The sequence below is a fragment of the Alkalihalobacterium chitinilyticum genome (assembly GCF_029028005.1).
Taxonomy (GTDB): Bacteria; Bacillota; Bacilli; order Bacillales; family Bacillaceae_F; genus Alkalihalobacterium; species Alkalihalobacterium chitinilyticum.
On record NZ_JAOTPO010000001.1, the window covers coordinates 402,272 to 421,695 of the forward strand.

The following is a 19,424-nucleotide window of genomic DNA, read 5'->3' on the forward strand; positions in this document are numbered from 1 at the left end:
GCACCGTCTATTAATCCCCACAAGCCATATCTACTACCACTTGCTCGGGAACTTCCTTGTAATAAAATCCTTCTACAACTTGTACTCGTTTAAAAAACTTATGGAATCGCTCATTCGGTAATCCTCGATCTTTGTAATCTTCTATGATCCTAACAACGAGGTCAACAAGCTTTCCTCCTTCCAACCCTTCAGCAACAAGCTGTCCGACATGAGCATTTCTCCCTGTCGTTTTAGCTCCTAAAAATAAATCAAATCCTTTCTTACGATAAATGATCCCTATATCATTTGTTGGTGCACTATAGCAGGCCATTCCACAGCCGTTAAATCCAATATTCATTTGCTTCGGTACTGAAATTCCGCCGATTAGTTGTTGAAGTAGTTCTACTTGTGGAATCGAGTCGGCTTTTTCACCATCACAAAAATCACATGCTTTTATGTTGACCACATCACCTGTTGGAAGAAGTAAAAAGCCTGCATTTCCTAAGTTTTCCGTCATTTCACTTGGATTGGATGTCTTAACGGATACTTTAATTAGGTGATCTGGTGTATACTCAAGTGTTGCTCCCTCTCCTACCGTTTCTACCAATGCTGCCAATTGTTGCGGTGTTATTTTTTTATTCGCAATCCCAGGTGAAACTGCAAACTCAAAAATATCTTCCTGTTGAAACTCGATTCCTTTTTGTCGGCTGTTTTCTAGTCGTTTTGTTTTAATAACCAGTTTTGAAAGTGCCTCTTCTGCCAGCACCTGCGGACTGAGCGGTCTGTCAGCTATTTGTCTTTCATCTTCTATCCCCCCATGAAGTGCCCACGGTTCTGCTTCTTTTTTTAACCGTTCATGTGGTTTAAGTTGTTGTTCAGTCTCATTCAATGTATATTTTCGTTGATACCCTCTCGGCGTAATCATTTTTCCGTCATAGATGAACGTAGAATTATTTCCGATAATGACCGTGGTTAACATTCCTATTTCATGGTCTAACATATGCTCTAAATCAGTAATAACAATTTGTTCTCTTTCTCGATAAGCACTTTTCACCAATCCAACTGGTGTGTCTGGTGAACGATACTTTAATAAAATCTTTTGTGTCTCGACAATTTGTCTTGTTCTTTTCCCGCTTCGTGGATTGTATAACGCGATTACGAAATCAGCTTCAGCAGCAGCATCCACTCGCTTTTTTATTAAGTCCCACGGTGTTAAATGGTCGCTTAAACTAATCGTACATGCATCATGCATGATTGGTGCTCCTAATAGCGATCCACAGGAATTGATAGCCGAAATGCCAGGTATAATTTCTACCTCAACACCCGCTTCTTCCTTCCAGCCTTTTTGGATGAGAACTTCATACACAAGGCCAGCCATACCATAAACACCTGAGTCTCCACTAGAAATAACGGCTACTTTTTTTCCTGTTTCCGCTTGGCGAACAGCTTCTTGTGCTCGACTCACTTCTTCTGTCATACCTGTGCGTACAATATCTTGAGTGGTAATTAACGGACGAATTAAATCAACGTATGTACTATACCCGATGATGGAATCGGCTTCTAAAATGGCTTCTTTCGCTCTAAAGGTCATATGCTGTTCACTACCAGGTCCAAATCCGATAATTAGTAGCTTACCTCGCTGCATCTACTTCATCTCCTTTAATGGTTATTTAATTTCTAAAAGTACATTTAGGCCAATACACCAAATAAAAAAGCACCCCTAACCATAGAGTAATGGTTAGAGATGCTTGTAACTTCCTCGCAAATAAATTAATTCGCATGAATAACTAGACACAGAAAATCTGCTCTCTAACACCTCCCTATCTCCCGTAGGTCAGACAGTGTTGTTAGAAAAGGCAGGTCTCCTGGCTCATGGTTATTGCAATCTATTCCTTCCCATTCAAAGAACAGTGGTTTAATAGACTACAACCAAATTACAGTGGCGGGACCGCGTCGGACTTTCACCGAACTTCCCTTTTAAAGATTTTAATAGAGTTCTACTTGAAATTATTTATAAATTCCGGTAAATGAACAATGTTAAAATCTTTACCCTTTCCCAACATATGTGATTGTATTAAAAGATTAATGGAAAAGATAAAGGTTTGTCAATCTTTTTTAAAAATTATCTAAAATTGTCGATTGATTATAGTGCACATTCTTCTATTTCAAAGCCTAAATCTTCAATAATGTTATGGTCTTCTGTAACTGCTTGGCCTTTCGTAGTTAAATAGTCTCCTACAAATATGGAATTTGCAGCAAATAACGCTAAGGGTTGTAATGTACGGAGGTTTACTTCTCTTCCTCCTGAAACACGAATTTCTTTTGGAGGGTTTATGAAACGCATCAAAGCTAGTACTTTTAGTGATTTCATCGGTTTCGTCCGTTTGTAGTTTTCTAATGGAGTTCCTGGAATGGCATGTAAAAAGTTCACTGGGATGGAGTCAGCATCAATTTCTCGTAACGAATACGCAATCTCAACAATTTGCTCATCGGTCTCACCCATCCCAATAATACAGCCAGAACAAGGAGACATACCTGCTGCCTTCACTTCTTCAACCGTATTTACACGGTCATCATAGGAGTGAGTAGAAGTAATGTTCGCATGATTGTCCTTATGTGTATTAAGGTTATGGTTATAACGATGAACTCCTGCTTCTTTTAACTTTTTAGCTTTTTCATCGCTTAAAATTCCCAGGCATGCACAGATTTTAAGTGGCATTGTCGCCGTAATTTCACTAACCGCATCAATAACTTGATCAACTTCTTTTTCAGTAGGACCTCGCCCGCTCGCAACAATACAATATGTACCAGCTTTTCTATTCATAGCTTCTTTGGCACCTGCGATTAGAGTCTCCTTATCTAATAACGAATACTTTTCAACGGGCGCTGATGAAACGATCGATTGTGAGCAATACCCGCAGTCTTCGGGACATAACCCACTTTTAGCATTAAAAATCATATTCAGTTTTACTTTTTTTCCGTAATAGTGTTTTCTTACACGAAAAGCGGCTTGCATAATTGGTAAAACTTCATCATCATCTGCTTGAAGAATACTCACTCCCTCTTCAATGGTTAATAATTCACCATTTAAAGCTTTATCTGCATACTGTTCCCATATACTTTTTGTTGATGTTGTTGTCGTCATCTTCTCCCAACCTTTCGTCAACTATCTTTTAATATAAGTTAACATTAAATGATGAGGTTGACAAGAATTATTTGCCATTTTATTAAAGAGCAGATCAAGCAATTATTACTGTGATTTTCGATGTTCAAAGTTGTTAAAAATAAAAAAAGAGCAGCCATTATCACTGCTCATGTTGCATATCTATGTATTGTTGCATACGATTTTTAAACCATATTTCCCGCTCCGAATGATAGATGACATCATCGGCGATCAACTCAGTAAGAAACTGACGACAAACCTTTTTATCTCTAATATTTTCTATAATCTGTCTTCGCGACTCCCTTAAAAATTCAACATAGTCTTCATATTCTTGTCCATATTCTTCACTGAGTTGGTTGACAATTTTCTTAGCTAACATAGGACTTGCCCCTTCAGTTGAAACAGAAATCGTAAGCTTTCCTCGTTGTAACGTTGACACCATATGAAAGTCACTTAATTCAGGTTGATCAACGATGGTTATTAACTGATTCGGCTTTCGATCTTGATAAACGGATAAATTTACCTCAGGGTCGTTTGTAGCTGCTATAATTAGAAATGCTTGATCTAAATACACTTTCTTATATACAGATTGAATCCATTGTACCGACTGATTTTCAACTAACTCCGCTAGTTTCTCGCTTAATTGAGGTGAAACGACTGTTAATTTAGCCCCATGACTTACTATTTTTATAACTTTTCGTTCGGCGATGTTTCCACCGCCAATAATAACGACCGGCTTATCCTTGAGGTTCAAACTAATTGGCATGAAGCTCATGATGACTGCCTTTCATTAACTCTATTGTTTTTGAATAAATTAAGTTTCTAATTTGCTCGTGATACCCTAGAAAATTGCATAAATGTACTTGTTTATGATCAGTTGTTTCTAAATCGATAATCGCTCGCCCCATTCTTTTCATGAGTACGCCGGTAAATAATAGATATGGCATGACATAGATAATCTCATTATCTCCCTCTATGATTTGTTTTAGGCCGTCTTCAAATATCGGTTCAGAGGCTGCTAAATAACTAGGAGTTACTTGATTTAGTTGGAGCTTTTCTTTTAATCGTCTTGCAATTTCTTCAAAATCGGCCTTAGCCTCCATATCACTACTGCCCCTTCCGACAAGTAAAACAGAAGCCTTAATCTTATCATTTGTCTCTTTTTGAAAACCTTTTTCTTGTAAACGGTCGAATACGATGTCGATCATACGATCATCGACTCCAATAGGAGAACCATATATAAATTGAACCTCAGGGTAAAGCTCTTTTGCTTTTCCAATTTCCTCAGGAATATCTTTTTTAGCATGTCCCGCTTCTAGTAATAAAACGGGTTGAATAAATATTCTTGTCGCTCCTTGTTCAATACAACTTTTAATCCCGTCTTGGATTGTCGGTTTTGTTAATTCAATAAAAGCAACCTCTTTGATTAATAATGGCAGCATCTCCATGACCTTATTGATAAACACCAGAAATTGTTTATTTCCTGCATTAATTCTTGAGCCATGCCCAATATATAATACTCCATCCATCTTTTACACCCTCTTCCTTACACACTTTCAACCTGAGATTGCTTCAGCAGGTAATCGACCAAAGCAGAATGAGATGGTTCATTTAAAATATGGTTAACTTTAAATCCAGCTTTTGATGCTGCTTGAGCAGACTTTTCTCCATAGCAGATTATTTCTAATTTTAATAATTCCGTAAAAAGTTGTGGAGAAATCTGTTCTGCCCCATTTTGTAATTCTAGTACTGATTTTGCACTTGGAATGATAATTGTCGATAACAACTGATCATCCATCAAACGTTGCAACACAATTTGCGAGGCGTTCGTAATTTGATTTTCATGGGTAACCATTTTGTCTGTATTTGTAAATACTTCTACTGCTTTTTCTTCACCGACAATTAAATGATTAACCAAGTCTACTATATCTTGAACTTTTTCAGCCATACAACCATATTTTCGAAGCTGTTGAAGTGACTTATCAGAAAGAACTTGAAACTTCGCTTGGATTGACCGTATATCAATTCGTTGTATATGTAACCATTCAAAGAAATAACGAATACTGTCTGGTGATGTAAAAGTGATTTTATCATATTTATTTATCTTTTTAGTTATTTCATTATTTTGACTGGATAATAAAAATGATGTCTCTTCAAACGAAGGATAATTGTAGACATCTGCACCTAACTCACTTAGTTTCTCTTCTAGTATGCTTTTTTCAGCGCTTGTCCGTGCTACTAGTATTTGTTTCCCGATTAGAGGTTTCGTCTCGAACCATTTAATCTTCTTTCGTAACGCTACAATGTCACCAACTAATGTTATCGCTGGATTTTGAAACTTTGTTTTTTCGACCTTATCGCCGATTGTTTCTAATGTCCCTACTAACGTTTTTTGTCTTCCGTACGTCCCCCATTGAATTAAAATGACAGGCGTATCGGCAGGGCGTCCATGCTTCATTAATTGCGTCGCAATATGAAAGATATTACTAACTCCCATATAAAAAGCGATCGTATCGATCCCTTTTGCAAGAGAACTCCAATCAATTAACGGTTCGCCTGAAGTTGATTTATCATGTCCTGTTACAACGGCAAATGTTCCTCCATACTCACGATGAGTCACTGGAATTCCAGCGTAGCTTGCGGCCGCAATACTTGAGGTTATTCCTGGGATTATTTCAAAAGCAATGTCTGCTTGAGCTAAGCTATCCGCTTCTTCCCCCACCCGTCCAAATACACTTGGGTCACCACCTTTTAAACGAACAACAACCTTTCCAGCTAACCCATGTTCAACAAGAGTTTCATTGATTTTTTCTTGTCTCATAATGTGACGCTTTGGAAGCTTTCCTGCATAAATCAATTCAGCATTTGGCTTGGCCAGTAACAAAAGCGTAGGGTTCACTAACCGGTCATAAACAATAACATCTGCTTGTTCAATTACTTTTTTCGCTTTAATTGTAAGTAGCCCCGCATCCCCTGGTCCTGCACCTACTAAATAAATTATACCTTTTTTCATTTTAGCTTCCCCTTTATCGTTCGAGTTCTAATTATTTTATTTATGTACTTTAAGTTCATTCATATACACTTCATACGAATTTGTACTCGTCCTTCTTTTATACCCGAGTTTATTTATATGTTTTATAAATTATATTAAAAATTAACCATACTTGCAACTAAAAAAACGCTTAGCTGATGCTGTCAAACAAGCGCATGTGTAACAGAGTTAACATTGACTTCTTTACTTTAGTTATCACAAACCTATCTCATAAATAAAAAGTGCCCGCTATCTTGAATAGTACTGTACAAGAGCAAATACGTTTGGTCTTGTACATTCTAACATTCAAGGTAAACAGGCACTTCAGTTTCAGGCTTTTAGGAATAAGCGTTCAAACTCTGTCGCACATATTGGTTTACTTATAAAATACCCTTGGATTTGATCACATTTATGATCCTTTAGAAACTGTAACTGTTCCTGGACTTCCACACCTTCAGCAATGACTGACATATGAAGGCTGTGTGCCATCGCTATAATGGCACGAACAATCGATGAGTCTCCATTTTTCAATATTTCATCTACAAAAGATTTATCAATTTTTAACGTATCAATTGGATAATCCTTTAAATAGCTGAGCGATGAATAGCCAATACCAAAATCATCGATAGAAATTTTAATTCCCAATTGGCGCATTGCATTAAGTTTTTTGTTGACATAATCTTTTTCATGAACGGCTACGTTTTCTGTAATCTCAAGTTCTAAATACTTGGGATTTAGTTGAGTCTCTTCCAAAATAGATGTGACTGTTTCTACAATATGAGGGTCTAGAAATTGACGAGCTGATAAATTTACAGAAACTGTAACTGGATGAAGATTTTTAGATTGCCACAGCTTATTTTGTTGACAAGATGTTCTTAACACCCACTCGCCAATATCATTAATCATCCCTGTTTCTTCAGCTATTGGAATGAACTCAGCTGGAGACACGTTTCCTAACTCTTTATTATTCCAGCGGATCAATGCTTCCATTCCAACGATGTGTTTTGTTAAAATATCTTGCTTAGGTTGATAGTGCAAAGTAAACTCATTATGATCTAATGCGGTTCTTAAATTTTTTTCAATTTGTAATTCTCGAGACAATGAGTGGTCCATCGTCGACTCAAAAAACTGAAAAGAGTTCTTCCCCTGTTTTTTCACCCGATTTAAAGCAATATCAGCCTTTTGATACAATTCCTCAAACGTACTGCCGTCTTGTGGATAAACACTAATCCCCATACTAATGGATGAAAAATGGTCTGTCTGGTCTAAACGAATAGGGAGTTGTAATGAATTCATGCAATTTCTAACAATTTGCTTAATTTCTTCGTACGTTACATTTCTTAGATAAATTAAAAATTCATCGCCACCATGCCGGGCAATAAAGTCATCCTTTCGAAGATTCCCTCTCAAACGTTCTGCTACTGATTTTAATAATAAATCACCATACCGATGACCTAATGTGTCATTAATGATTTTAAATCGATCTAAATCTATACTAATAACAGCGATTTTTTCATTAGATTGCTCGAGCAGCACTTGCTCTAACTTTTTTTTAAAATACGTTCGATTCGGTAACTTCGTCAGTTCATCGTAATAGGCTAACTTCTTTACTTTTTCTTCAACTAATTTGCGTTTACTAATATCAGTTCGAATCGAAACATATTGATAAGGTTTTCCACTTTCATCTAAGAACGGGACAATCGTCGTATGCACCCAGTAGTAGTTATTATCTTTCGCCTTATTCTTTACTTCACCTTGCCAAACTTGACCACTTCTAATGGTTTTCCACATTTGCTTAAAGAAGGACCTTGGATGATAATCTGAATTTACAATCCGATGATCTTGTCCTAACAGTTCGTTTCGATTGTACTTCGAGATTTCACAAAATTTATCGTTAACATATTGAATTTTGCCCAATGGATCTGTAATCGCTACAATCGCTGATTGATCTAAAGCAAATTTAATATCCTTTATTTCTTTTATTGATTGTTTCAACTCTGCTTCAGCCTTTTTCTGCTTCGTCTGATCCTCAGAGATAAATAAAATTCCTAAAAACTGATCTTTTTCATATAAATGCACAGAGGATATTGAAACATCAAGATAAAGTCCCGAACGTTTTTTCAGAACACTACCTTGCTTTATTATGAACTCTTCTTTTTTCATCTGATCAAAAAGGGGACTATTACTTCCTTCAGTTAAAAAGATAGGGTAATTTTTACCGATTACCTCTTCTTCTTGCCACCCAAACATCGTTTCAGCACCGTAATTTAACAATTTAACCTTTCCTTCTAAATCTAAAACGGCTATTGCTAATGGTGAAGATTGTACAATCGATCTCAGGAGGTCACAATTTTCCCATAACTGGTTTCTTGCGATTTTCATGATTGTTTCAGGGTCATTTGTCACCATTATGTATCCTACTTTCATTGTGAGTATCACATTAATAATCTCTTTTTCATCTTTAGTACTATTTTACATGCTTTTTTAAGACAATGGTGTGAAAAGAAGGAAAAGTTTTTTACAAATTTTTTAACCTTTTTTACTTAAGAATTTGTTTTAAGAATACATGTTAGATTATCTTACATTGAACCCTTTTGCACATTTTCTTTATGGTATAGTAATCATTAAGAAATAGACAGAAAAGTTTTACTAAGGAGAGGAGTCGGCGCATGTCGTATAAAGATAAAAAAGTGATTACGATCGGCATAGTCAGTGAGCTAACAGGGCTATCCGAACGAAAAATACGTTATTATGAGGAGCGCAAACTAATCTTCCCTGAACGATCTAAAGGTGGTACACGAAAATATTCTTTTCTAGATGTTGAACGACTTGTTGATATTGCCAATAAAATGGAAGATGGAATGCAAACTTTTGAAATTCGCAAAATGGAGCAAAAACAACTTAAGAAGAAAGAAGTTCGTGAAAAAATGCTACGTGGCCAACTAAATGCCGCTTTCAATATGAGAAAATAAGCAGTTAAACACTTAATGTTTAACTGCTTATTTTTTTGCTTTCATAAGAAATTCAGTTTAAGGAAAACTATTAATACTATGTACTCGAAAAGTCTTTAATTTGCGTTATGAAAGGACTGACTGTCATGTCGTACGACTGCATCATCATCGGTGGCGGTATTGGAGGACTCCAAGCAGCAATCCAACTCGGTCGTTATAAGCACGATATCGCAATTGTTGATAACGGTAGCGGCCGTTCAACCTTATGTAAAGAGTATCATAATATTCTCGGTTGGCCTGATGGGGTAAATGGCGATTTCTTTCGAGAAGCAGGAAAAAAACAAGCCTTATCTTATGATGTAAAGATGATAGAAGATACAGCATCTTCTATCACTAAAAATGAGGACGGCACCTTTTCTGTTCACTTGAAAAATGGTAACTCTCTTCAAGGAAAAAAGCTATTATTAGCAACGGGAATGACTGAACGAATACCAGAGTTGGACGGAATATATCCATGTTTAGGTAGATCAATTTATATTTGTCCTGATTGTGATGGGTATGAGATATCCAATAAGAAAACAATCGTCATTGGTTCTGGAAATAAAGGAGCACAACTCTCTTTACTACTTACATACTGGACAAAGGACATTATCTACGTTAACCACGATCTTGATGAAATCGATAAAGAATTAAAGGCCAAATTAAAAAGTAAGCATATTCCTTTATATCAGGAAGAAGTGAGCGAGCTGCACTATAAAGAGGAAGGATACCTGTCTGGCGTTACATTATCTAATGGATACAAAATAGAAGCTAATCATGCTTTTCTTGCAATGAAAGGAACCAAAGTTAATTCAAATATTGCAAAAGAGATTGGAATTGAACGACTTGAAAATATGCATGTCAATGTAAATCACCGTACAAAAGAAACAAATGTACCAAACGTTTGGGCAGTTGGTGACCTAGTCAATCACTCTCAATTACTGAGTGTTGCCATGGGTGATGGAGCACAAGCAGCGATTTGGATCCACAAAAGTTTACAAAAGGAGCTGGCTACATAAATGAAAAAGTCCTTAATTTTCTTGGCATTCGTTATTTTTCTTACGATATTTCAAACAACACTGGTCGCCAAAGAACATTCTACACAACAACAAGGTTTACAAGCTGCTATAATCATCGATGATTTTGGTGGAGATGTGAAAGGTGTGAATGAATTTTTTGACTCTAAAATCCCAATTACCGTCGCTGTTATGCCCTTTTTAAAAAACAGTGAAGAACAAGCATTAAAGGCACATGAACTAGGCTTAGAAGTTATGCTCCATCTGCCTCTTGAACCTAAAAAAGGAAAGAAATCGTGGCTTGGACCTAATCCGATTACAAGTGATTTAAGTCATGAAGAAATAAGAAAAAGAGTAAAGGCAGCAATCGAAAGCATTCCTCACATTGCTGGGGTGAACAATCATATGGGCTCCAAAATTGTAGAAGACGAAGAAATTATGCGAGTTATTCTAGAAGTGGTCAAAGAATATGACTTGTACGTCATTGATAGTGGAACGAGCGGGAAATCGGTCATACCTAAATTAGCAGAAGAGATGAATATCCCTTGGTCGATCAGGGATACTTTCCTTGATGATACACATTCATCAAGCAGTCATGTACACAAACAAATGATTAAATTAGCTAAAGTTGCAACCAAACACGGAAAAGCTATAGGAATAGGACATGTCGGAATAAAGGGAACAGAAACTGTGAAGGGCGTAAAATCGGCTCTACCTCATTTTAAAGAAAAAGGGATAGAGATCGTACCAGCATCACACTTATTGCAAACGAAAGTAGAAGAAAACCCTGAGAAGTTCTGGCAGTCAGAATAACTACGTGAAAGGAGGTTTATCTTGTTACTTAAAGAAAAGCTACAAACGATTGAGACATTTACTGCTAAAGATGGAACTCAAGTAACGATTCGTCCTGCTACAACGAAAGATAGCAAAGGTATTGTTCATGCTGTTTCAGAAATTGTATCAGAAGGCACTTTTCTACAAAAAGAATCCGTACGAACAGATAAAGAAGAAAAACAATTCATTCATGAAATGCAGGAGAACGGCAACATGTATGTTGTTGTTGATATTAATGGAAAAATAAGTGGATTAGCTCGAGTCATACGCAGTTCTCTTGAAATGAAAAAACATACCGGACTGTTTCGTACATGGTTAACTACAGATGCTCAAGGAAAAGGAATCGGAAAAAAATTAATGGCTTACACCCTAAACTGGTGTCAAAAAGAGCAATTGCATAAATTATGTCTCACTGTATTCTCTTCCAACCAAATCGCAGTTGACCTTTATGAAAAAGCCGGTTTCGTTGTCGAAGGGGTTCAAAAAGAACAAGTATGCTTAAAAGGGACGTACGATGATGAAGTATTAATGGCTTATTTTTTTAATTCAGGTGGTGAAAAGAAATGAAAAAGATGTATCAAATTGCATTATTTGTCGGTGGATTTATATTTCTAGGCTTTATAGCTCTCATCCTCACTAACGGTGATCAAATGGAAATGCAACGTACCCCGCCTCCGAATCAAAAGGAAGAAAGAATGGAACAAAAGGGGATGGATCAAGTGTTAGCAGAAGATCTTTCAATGACAACATCGATGTTTCTTTCACAGTTGTCTCTTCAACTTGATCGCTGGGCAAAGCAAGATTTAAGTGATAAAGAATTAAAACAAAAATTTCATCAGGAAGTACACGAGCATCCTCATTTTCATTCTTTCGCAATCGTTGAAGATGGAAAATTAACAGAAGCAGTTGGTGAAATAAATGAAGAAAAATTGAAACAACTCCATCACCAGCACGGTGAGTTAACTTTTTCGGACCCATATCAAGAAGAAAATGAACACTTCTTTATGATTAGTAAAGAAATGGATGATGAAAAGACCGTTGCAGGTGAAATCAATTTAACGTTTGTAAAAAATTATATTAAAGATTTAGCGTCTGTTGCTGATTCAAATGGAAACTTCTTCGTTTCAGGGGATGACCCTGAAGTTCAATGGAAAACAACGAAAGATTTGCCTAAAGGTGTATCGGCCCAAACTGTACCCGAGCTTGGGTGGCAAATTGTCGTACACTCTGACCTTGAAGACGATGAGGAGCAACATTATGTGGAAGGACAAGCTGTAATTAAGCTTGTTAATAACCAAGATAGTGAAGCTTGGATTGAGGAGCAGGCTGACTTATCATTAGTCAAAAATAGTGACCCTTATTATGTTGTAGAATCTGCTGCAAAATCAACGAATGAACTACTGCAAAAATTAGCTGACCATCCTGATGTGGAATTTGTCGAACCAAACTTTGTATTTACTAAACAAGCTACGCGAACCGTTGTTCCGAACGATGAATTCTTCCAACCTTATCAATGGAATTTGAGCCAAATACAAGCTGAAGAAGGTTGGGAAGTTACTGATGGTGCCGAGGAAACAACGATTGCTGTACTTGATACGGGAGTTGACCCTAACCATCAGGACCTAAAAGGAAAAGTACTTGAAGGATTTAACGCCTTTGATGGCACTTCTAATTCAAATGATGAACACGGTCACGGTACACATGTTGCAGGTGTCGCAGCAGCCCTTACAAATAACGTTACAGGGATCGCAGGGGTTGCATGGCAAAACAATATTCTACCTGTAAAAGTTTTAAATGAGAAGGGCGAAGGATCGTCGTTTGAAGTAGCACGGGGAATACGCTGGGCCGTTGATAACGGTGCCCAAGTAATTAATATGAGCTTGGGTGATTATCATAACTCATACATTCTACACGATGCTATAAAATACGCACATCGAAACGACGTTGTCTTAATCGCAGCAAGTGGCAATGATAACACCAATGAGCCAATGTATCCCGCTGACTATGCAGAAGTACTGACAGTAGCAGCAACTGACGACCAAAGAGAACGCGCCTTTTTCTCTAACTACGGGAACCACATTGATGTTGCTGCACCAGGCGAGCATATTCCAAGTTTATTCCCAAACAATAATTATGTTATCATGTCAGGAACTTCCATGGCTGCCCCACATGTTGCCGGTTTAGCCGGGTTAATACGTTCGATCAACCCTGAGCTATCGAATGAAGAAGTTTATGAATTAATAACAGCGACTGCCATTGATTTAGGAGAACGAGGTCATGATCCTTTTTATGGATCCGGTGAAATCAATGTTGGAGACGCATTAAAACAGTTAATCGACTAATTAGATCAAAGCACAAAAAGGAGCACTACAGTTAATGTATAATCTGTGGCGCTCCTTTAATTTATTTATTGGATTATGCCATTTTCCTTTAAGTACTGGACCACGCGGTTAGCTGCTTCTTCGATGGATAATACATCTGTTTCTATTGTTATTTCCGGTGAAATTGGCTCTTCATATGGCGAGCTAATTCCTGTGAAATCAGGGATTTCACCAGCTCTTGCTTTTTTATACAACCCTTTTGGATCTCTTTCCTCGCATTTTTCAAGCGAACACTTCACGTAAACTTCAATAAATTCACCAGATTCAACTAAACCTCTAACATTATCTCGGTCTTCTCGAAACGGAGAAATAAAAGCCGTACTTGTAATCACTCCCGCGTCAACAAATAATTTTGATACCTCACCGATACGACGTATATTTTCTTTTCGATCCTCATCACTGAAGCCTAGACCTTTATTCAAACCATGACGAATGTTATCACCGTCTAAAACATAACTATTGACGTTACGTTCAAAAAGTAAATGATCTACTGCATTAGCTAAAGTTGATTTACCTGATCCAGACAACCCTGTAAACCATAATATAACACTTTTATGTTTGTTCTTCCCTTGTCTCTCTTCTTTGCCAATTGTTGATTGGTGCCAAACGATATGATTACTCATTTCTCCACCTCCTATGCATGAACCTTACTCATGCCCCGTATTAATACTTCTACAACCTCTTTACGACTAAATTCAGGCGGCGGTGTTTGACCATTACTTAGCATTTCACGCACCTTTGTTCCTGATAAAATGACATGATGTTCTTTTCCGTGTGGGCATGTTTTCGTACTCGCCATATTCCCGCAAGCTTTGCAATAGAAGCTATGTTCAAAGAATAATGGTGTAATCTCAAGTTCTTCTGGTTGGAAATTCTTGAAGATTAATTGTGCATCATACGTTCCATAATAATCTCCTACTCCAGCATGGTCACGACCTACAATAAAGTGGGTGCACCCATAATTTTTACGGACAATCGCATGGAAGACGGCTTCTCTCGGTCCTGCGTAACGCATCGCAGCAGGAAATACCCCTAAAAACACTCGGTTTTTTGGATAGTAATTCTTTAATAAGACTTGATAGCTTTCCATACGAACATCAGCCGGAATATCATCAGACTTTGTTTCCCCTACAAGAGGATTTAAGAATAAACCGTCGACAATTTCTAATGCCGACTTTTGAATATATTCATGAGCTCGGTGAACCGGGTTTCGCGTTTGAAATCCAACAACCGTTGCCCATCCCTTTTCCTCAAATGTTTTTCTAGTTTCCGTCGGATCCAAATAAAACTCTTTAAACCTTTCACGCTCAATCCGTTTTACAAGTGTAATCGACCCTGCGACATATACGTTTGGTCGAGAAAATAATTTAGCTACACCTGGATGGGCTTTATCTCCAGTTCTGTATACATTTTCAGCTTCATGGTCTTTATTAGGCTCAAATAACTCAGCTACTTCGATGACACCGTAAACTGAACCATCTTTCGTAAGCTTCACTTGTTCACCAATAACAAGTTGCTCACTTTTTTCTTTTGTTACCGGTAAAGTAATAGGAATACTCCAAACCGTTCCATCAGCTAATCTCATTTGATCTACTACAGATTGATAGTCTGCTTGATTCATAAAGCCTGTTAACGGACTAAAAGCCCCGTTAGCAATTAACTCCAAATCAGATAAAGCAAAATCGTCCAATTCTATTTCTTTATTAATATGAGAAAAATCATAAGCCTCATTTATTAAATTCATTAGTTTACCACCATGCGCCTCAATTGTTGCCATTCGTCATTCTCTCCTTCGTTTAAATAGTTTACTATCATTTTATTTCATCTAACTTATTTATCACTGTTACCAGGAAGGTGTAGACCACATTCCGTCTTGGCTGAGTTTGCCCACCGTCCACTTCTCGGGTCCATTCCTTCAGCTACTTGTGAAGTACAATGAAAACAACCAATACTAGGATAATTGTTATCGTGAAGCTCATTATATGGAAGTTTGTTGAGCTTGATATACATCCAAATCTCTTCTTCCTTCCAGTGGATGAGGGGACAAATTTTTATGGAATGAAAACGACGGTCCATATTTACATATTGTGTATTACGTCTCGTCGGTGACTGTTCTCTTCGTAAACCCGATATCCAAGCTACGTACTTGGATATCTCTTTTTCAAGAGGTTCCAGCTTCCGCAACTGACAGCAACGATCGGGATTTCTCTCCCACAGCTTATCCCCATGTTCTTCTGCTTGTTGTTCAACAGTCAGTTCAGGTTGAATGATTTGAATGTTAAGGTTGGGATACTTCTTTTTCGCTTTTTCAATCAAATCATATGTTTCTTTAAAATGAAGATTCGTGTCTAGAAACAGGATCGTCGCATTCGGTCTTACCTTACTTATTAAATCAACTAACACGACACCTTCAGCTCCGAAACTACAGGAGTACACCAAATCATTGCCATAAGTTTCGTACGCCCACTTTAGAACATCGACTGTGTCTTTTTCCTTTAAGACACTTTCGTTTAGATGCTTTAGCTCTTGTTCAGACACGGTTTGAAAAGTAACCATTCATCACTTCTCCCCTTTTTTCAATTTATCTATTCTTCATAAAACCGTTAATTTTCTGCTGTTGTGTGATAAATAAAAAGAGACGACACTCAGTACCGAAAACGGTTACTGAATGCCGCCTCTAGTTTTTCTAGTCAGCGAACGTTAGTCCTTATTTTAAACGAACTTTTTCATTTTTTTCGATTTGGATGACTTTTTCATCTTGAACGACAATCGTAATTGAGCCGTATTTTAAATCGTTGAGGAGAAGTTTTATTTTTTCAAAAACTTGCTCTAGGTCCTGGTCGTTTCTTGCCCCCACCGGCTCCGCCTCCCTCGTTTTAATTCCTTGTATTTTTATAAGATTTATATGTTTAATTGAATTATATCCATCATCTAACAGTGTGTCAACCAACTTTTTTGAAAATGTATCTTCAAAAAAACACATCTTTAAAACTCATTAACAGCACAAAAAAAGTCAGCACCTTCATATGAAGGTACTGACACTATTACTGAGAAAACGATTATTGAGTAATCGTTCCTGATATATTTGTAATTTCTACTTTCCCGCTGCGATTTTCTAATATACTTACGTCACCATTAACTTGGTCGATATAAATGGATCCTGACCCACTGCGGACTTGAAGGTTCCCTGTTATTTCTTCCAAATTAATTTGACCTGATCCACTTATTAATTTAATTTCGCCGGTATGATTTGCAATCTCAACGGCACCGGAATTGTTGTTTATTGAAATATCCCCATCGTTATTCATAAGACTAATGGCACCGGTACCATCCGTAATTTTTATATCTCCACTCGTATTCTCAATCTCGATCTTTCCAGCCCCTTGATTAATAACTAAAGAATTAGACAATTCGCTTATTCCTAAGTTTCCACCATCATGATCCATTATCACCTCAAGATCACGAGGAACGTAAGCTTTAATATGAATGCGCGCCTCGATTGGAGATTGATCCCCACGATAAATGTTCGTTATTAATAGTGCTTCATCTTCCACTTGTTCCAATGAAACACTCATATTATCAACTTGAAATTGTTCTGTAAGATCTACTTCTTCACCTCTGGAAGCAAAAGTAGCAATCACTTTTATATCCGTACGGTCTTCACCGAAAACTTCAATTTCACCTTCATCTAAATCCATGACAAACCTTTGTACTTCTGTTGCATCTATTGAGTATTCTTGCTCATTTTGAATCATCGTTAAATTACAACCAACTAAAAAAAGTAGTGAAAATACTACTAGAGATAAGCCGAGTTTCTTCATCTAAATTAACCTTCTTTCACATTATCATATCCGCCTTACGATACCATATCGATTAAAAAGTGTACAGTGAAAACTTAGCGTCTTTTGACTAGGTCTGAAAAGTGAATTACTTCGGCTGGTTTCTTTTCCATCACAATAAACTCGGTGCGAAACCCTTCTTTTTTTCTTTTAAAAAAAGTCTCTTTTGTAATAGGCCTTGGTGCAGACCAAGTTAAGGACTTTATATTTTCCCACGAATCGTGAGTAATAATTTCTTGTTTATAGTAATAACAATTTCCTGAGGAGTATTGTTTACAAATGTACTTAACCGTTTGTTTCGTATGCATCCTACGTTCAACTCACTTTTTAACTTTTCATCTAGTTTCACCAGCTTTACTTATTTTCAAACTTACACTTATTTATCATCAGTCAACCCTCAGGTATCATATAATAATTGTGGAAGCGTTTTCTATGATCTTGACAAAATTTTCTGTTCCTCATAGTATTAAATAGTGCACAATTACTTCGTATTTACAATTTTTATAGAGAAGAAGTGATGCTGATCATGCTACAAAAGTTAAAAGATAGTAATATCATGGATAATGAAATCAAAGAATTAATGATACCTGCTGACAAAGTTGCTCACGTTCAATTAGGAAACCCATTAGAGCATGCCCTTCTTGTTCTTATTAAATCCGGTTATTCTGCTATTCCAGTTCTAGATTCAAGTTATAAACTGCACGGGCAAATTAGCAAGGCTCTGATTTTAGACTCTATAATAGGACTTGAACGATTTGAATTAGAGCGGCTGAACGAGCAACGTGTAGAAAATGTGATGGAAGAAAAAATTCCTTGGATTAATAAAAACTCTACTTTCTCAAGAGCATTAGCAATGTCTATTAATCACCCATTCATTTGTATTCTGGATGACGATCGTTCCTTTATTGGCATCCTAACTCGAAGGTCCATATTAGCTTTAATTAATCGTTATTTGCAAAAGTAATGAATGTAAACTGATCTGCTCATATGCTGATCAGTTTATTTTTATTGCAAAAGAGTGTTAGAATAATGGTTGTTATGTTATTAGAAAGGGGTTATAGCTTTGGAAACCAAATTATTTTCTCCAGTTACAATAAAAAACGTTACACTACATAATAGAATCGTCATGTCTCCTATGTGCATGTATACTGCCAATACAGATGGAAAGGTAAAGCCATTTCACATCACTCATTATGGGAGCAGAGCCATTGGCGGAGTCGGACTAGTTATGATTGAAGCCACCTCAGTTACCTCTGAAGGTCGTATATCTAATCAAGACCTTGGGATTTGGAATGATGAACAAATTGATGGTTTGCGTGAGATCGTAAAAGAAATTCATCGTTATGACTCAAAAGCAGCTATTCAACTAGCTCATGCTGGACGTAAGGCAATGGCTGACGGGGATACGATTGCTCCAAGTGCAATTCCTTTTAATGAAAAATTGAAGATGCCAACCGAGATGGACGAAAAAATGATATATGATACAATAGAGGATTTTAAACAAGGAGCCGTTAGAGCAAAAGAAGCGGGATTTGATGTGATTGAAATTCACGGAGCGCATGGATACCTTATTAATCAATTTCTCTCACCTCTATCGAACAAGCGCACGGATGATTTTGGTGGAGCTATTAAAGATCGATATCGCTTTCTTGAAAAAATCATTGATGCCATAAACACCGTTTGGAATGGACCATTATTTGTAAGATTATCAGCCAATGAGTATGCTGCCGGGGGAAATGACATAAATGATTTCATTTATTTTTCCAAACGAATGAAAGAGCAAGGTGTTGATCTCGTTGATGTAAGCAGTGGCGGGGTTGTAGTGGCTCCTATTCAAGCCTATCCAGGTTACCAGGTCACTTATGCTGAACAAATTCGAAAAGAAGCCAATATTAAAACAGGGGCGGTCGGTCTAATAACATCTGGCATACAAGGAGAAGAAATCTTACAAAATCATCGTGCGGATCTCATTTTTGTCGGAAGAGAGTTATTACGTAATCCATATTGGGCACTACAAGCTGCAAAAGAATTAAATGTTCAGATACCTACACCAAAGCAATATGACCGGGTTTGGTTTTAAAGGCATTTTTCAAACAAATCTAGATCTTAGATTGTGGTCAAAACTCGTTAATAAAGACTTTTAAGGATACGGACAACGACATCAACAAGAATTAAAATGCCACGAGAATTT

General features: G+C 37.0%; 18 protein-coding genes and 1 riboswitch. Of the genes, 7 read left to right on the forward strand and 11 right to left on the reverse strand.

Going from position 1 to position 19,424, the window contains the following annotated elements:
* Positions 1-10: 10 nt before the first annotated feature.
* From cobJ to N7Z68_RS02075, 6 genes are all read right to left on the reverse strand, one after another.
* Positions 11-1,624 (reverse strand): precorrin-3B C(17)-methyltransferase, encoded by a 1,614-nt coding sequence (gene cobJ, locus N7Z68_RS02050; RefSeq protein ID WP_275116787.1) that lies wholly within the window; start codon positions 1,622-1,624, stop codon positions 11-13.
* 193 nt (positions 1,625-1,817) lie between these two features.
* A riboswitch (cobalamin riboswitch) is annotated at positions 1,818-1,995 on the reverse strand.
* Between the two features lie 127 nt (positions 1,996-2,122).
* Positions 2,123-3,124 (reverse strand): biotin synthase BioB, encoded by a 1,002-nt coding sequence (bioB, locus tag N7Z68_RS02055; protein ID WP_275116788.1) that lies wholly within the window; start codon positions 3,122-3,124, stop codon positions 2,123-2,125.
* Positions 3,125-3,284: 160 nt separating this feature from the next.
* Entirely contained in the window at positions 3,285-3,917 is a 633-nt protein-coding gene (locus tag N7Z68_RS02060; protein ID WP_275116789.1) for a precorrin-2 dehydrogenase/sirohydrochlorin ferrochelatase family protein, read from the reverse strand.
* Positions 3,898-4,671 carry a sirohydrochlorin chelatase gene (locus N7Z68_RS02065; protein ID WP_275116790.1) on the reverse strand — a complete coding sequence of 258 codons (774 nt, stop codon included), beginning with the start codon at positions 4,669-4,671 and terminating at the stop codon, positions 3,898-3,900. Before N7Z68_RS02065 ends, N7Z68_RS02060 begins: the two co-directional genes overlap by 20 nt.
* A 17-nt stretch (positions 4,672-4,688) precedes the next feature.
* Positions 4,689-6,155, reverse strand: coding sequence for a uroporphyrinogen-III C-methyltransferase (gene cobA / locus N7Z68_RS02070; RefSeq protein WP_275116791.1), 1,467 nt, complete (start codon positions 6,153-6,155; stop codon positions 4,689-4,691).
* Positions 6,156-6,503: 348 nt separating this feature from the next.
* A complete protein-coding gene (locus tag N7Z68_RS02075; RefSeq protein ID WP_275116792.1) occupies positions 6,504-8,582 on the reverse strand; it encodes a sensor domain-containing protein in 2,079 nt (692 codons plus the stop codon).
* Between the two features lie 260 nt (positions 8,583-8,842).
* Here N7Z68_RS02075 and N7Z68_RS02080 point away from each other — a divergent pair, with 260 nt between their 5' ends.
* The 5 genes from N7Z68_RS02080 (at position 8,843) to N7Z68_RS02100 (ending at position 13,355) form a co-directional block, all read left to right on the forward strand.
* A complete protein-coding gene (locus N7Z68_RS02080) occupies positions 8,843-9,145 on the forward strand; it encodes a MerR family transcriptional regulator (protein WP_275116794.1) in 303 nt (100 codons plus the stop codon).
* A 125-nt stretch (positions 9,146-9,270) separates the two neighbouring features.
* Positions 9,271-10,182, forward strand: a complete 912-nt coding sequence (locus tag N7Z68_RS02085; RefSeq protein WP_275116795.1) for an NAD(P)/FAD-dependent oxidoreductase — start codon at positions 9,271-9,273, stop codon at positions 10,180-10,182.
* A complete protein-coding gene (locus N7Z68_RS02090; RefSeq protein ID WP_275116796.1) occupies positions 10,183-10,992 on the forward strand; it encodes a divergent polysaccharide deacetylase family protein in 810 nt (269 codons plus the stop codon).
* A 21-nt stretch (positions 10,993-11,013) separates the two neighbouring features.
* Positions 11,014-11,580, forward strand: a complete 567-nt coding sequence (locus N7Z68_RS02095; protein WP_373323090.1) for a GNAT family N-acetyltransferase — start codon at positions 11,014-11,016, stop codon at positions 11,578-11,580.
* Positions 11,577-13,355, forward strand: a complete 1,779-nt coding sequence (locus N7Z68_RS02100) for a S8 family peptidase (protein WP_275116797.1) — start codon at positions 11,577-11,579, stop codon at positions 13,353-13,355. The genes N7Z68_RS02095 and N7Z68_RS02100 overlap by 4 nt, the downstream gene beginning before the upstream one ends.
* 65 nt (positions 13,356-13,420) lie before the next feature.
* Here N7Z68_RS02100 and cysC read toward each other — a convergent pair whose 3' ends face one another.
* From cysC to N7Z68_RS02125, 5 genes are all read right to left on the reverse strand, one after another.
* On the reverse strand, positions 13,421-14,017 hold the full coding sequence (gene cysC, locus N7Z68_RS02105; protein ID WP_275116798.1) for an adenylyl-sulfate kinase: 597 nt from the start codon (positions 14,015-14,017) through the stop codon (positions 13,421-13,423).
* An 11-nt stretch (positions 14,018-14,028) separates the two neighbouring features.
* On the reverse strand, positions 14,029-15,171 hold the full coding sequence (sat, locus tag N7Z68_RS02110; RefSeq protein ID WP_275116799.1) for a sulfate adenylyltransferase: 1,143 nt from the start codon (positions 15,169-15,171) through the stop codon (positions 14,029-14,031).
* Positions 15,172-15,224: 53 nt separating this feature from the next.
* Positions 15,225-15,950 carry a phosphoadenylyl-sulfate reductase gene (locus N7Z68_RS02115; RefSeq protein WP_275116800.1) on the reverse strand — a complete coding sequence of 242 codons (726 nt, stop codon included), beginning with the start codon at positions 15,948-15,950 and terminating at the stop codon, positions 15,225-15,227.
* A 151-nt stretch (positions 15,951-16,101) separates the two neighbouring features.
* Positions 16,102-16,251: a YezD family protein gene (locus tag N7Z68_RS02120; RefSeq protein WP_275116801.1), complete on the reverse strand. Its 150-nt coding sequence runs from the start codon at positions 16,249-16,251 to the stop codon at positions 16,102-16,104.
* A gap of 202 nt (positions 16,252-16,453) precedes the next feature.
* Complete coding sequence (locus N7Z68_RS02125; RefSeq protein ID WP_275116802.1) at positions 16,454-17,215, reverse strand: DUF4097 family beta strand repeat-containing protein; 762 nt, start codon at positions 17,213-17,215, stop codon at positions 16,454-16,456.
* Positions 17,216-17,759: 544 nt separating this feature from the next.
* Here N7Z68_RS02125 and cbpB point away from each other — a divergent pair.
* Positions 17,760-18,197: a cyclic-di-AMP-binding protein CbpB gene (gene cbpB / locus N7Z68_RS02130; protein ID WP_275116803.1), complete on the forward strand. Its 438-nt coding sequence runs from the start codon at positions 17,760-17,762 to the stop codon at positions 18,195-18,197.
* Positions 18,198-18,296: 99 nt separating this feature from the next.
* The gene (gene namA / locus N7Z68_RS02135) at positions 18,297-19,313 is read left to right on the forward strand and encodes an NADPH dehydrogenase NamA (RefSeq protein WP_275116804.1); all 1,017 of its coding nucleotides are present in this window, start codon (positions 18,297-18,299) and stop codon (positions 19,311-19,313) included.
* Positions 19,314-19,424 lie beyond the last annotated feature (111 nt).

Coding starts and splice junctions, on each gene's coding strand:
- cobJ (WP_275116787.1), bottom strand. CDS start 1,624: ATGCAGCGAGGTAAGCTACTAATTATCGGATTTGGACCTGGTAGTGAA.
- bioB (WP_275116788.1), bottom strand. CDS start 3,124: ATGACGACAACAACATCAACAAAAAGTATATGGGAACAGTATGCAGAT.
- N7Z68_RS02060 (WP_275116789.1), bottom strand. CDS start 3,917: ATGAGCTTCATGCCAATTAGTTTGAACCTCAAGGATAAGCCGGTCGTT.
- N7Z68_RS02065 (WP_275116790.1), bottom strand. CDS start 4,671: ATGGATGGAGTATTATATATTGGGCATGGCTCAAGAATTAATGCAGGA.
- cobA (WP_275116791.1), bottom strand. CDS start 6,155: ATGAAAAAAGGTATAATTTATTTAGTAGGTGCAGGACCAGGGGATGCG.
- N7Z68_RS02075 (WP_275116792.1), bottom strand. CDS start 8,582: ATGGTGACAAATGACCCTGAAACAATCATGAAAATCGCAAGAAACCAG.
- N7Z68_RS02080 (WP_275116794.1), top strand. CDS start 8,843: ATGTCGTATAAAGATAAAAAAGTGATTACGATCGGCATAGTCAGTGAG.
- N7Z68_RS02085 (WP_275116795.1), top strand. CDS start 9,271: ATGTCGTACGACTGCATCATCATCGGTGGCGGTATTGGAGGACTCCAA.
- N7Z68_RS02090 (WP_275116796.1), top strand. CDS start 10,183: ATGAAAAAGTCCTTAATTTTCTTGGCATTCGTTATTTTTCTTACGATA.
- N7Z68_RS02100 (WP_275116797.1), top strand. CDS start 11,577: ATGAAAAAGATGTATCAAATTGCATTATTTGTCGGTGGATTTATATTT.
- cysC (WP_275116798.1), bottom strand. CDS start 14,017: ATGAGTAATCATATCGTTTGGCACCAATCAACAATTGGCAAAGAAGAG.
- sat (WP_275116799.1), bottom strand. CDS start 15,171: ATGGCAACAATTGAGGCGCATGGTGGTAAACTAATGAATTTAATAAAT.
- N7Z68_RS02115 (WP_275116800.1), bottom strand. CDS start 15,950: ATGGTTACTTTTCAAACCGTGTCTGAACAAGAGCTAAAGCATCTAAAC.
- N7Z68_RS02125 (WP_275116802.1), bottom strand. CDS start 17,215: ATGAAGAAACTCGGCTTATCTCTAGTAGTATTTTCACTACTTTTTTTA.
- cbpB (WP_275116803.1), top strand. CDS start 17,760: ATGCTACAAAAGTTAAAAGATAGTAATATCATGGATAATGAAATCAAA.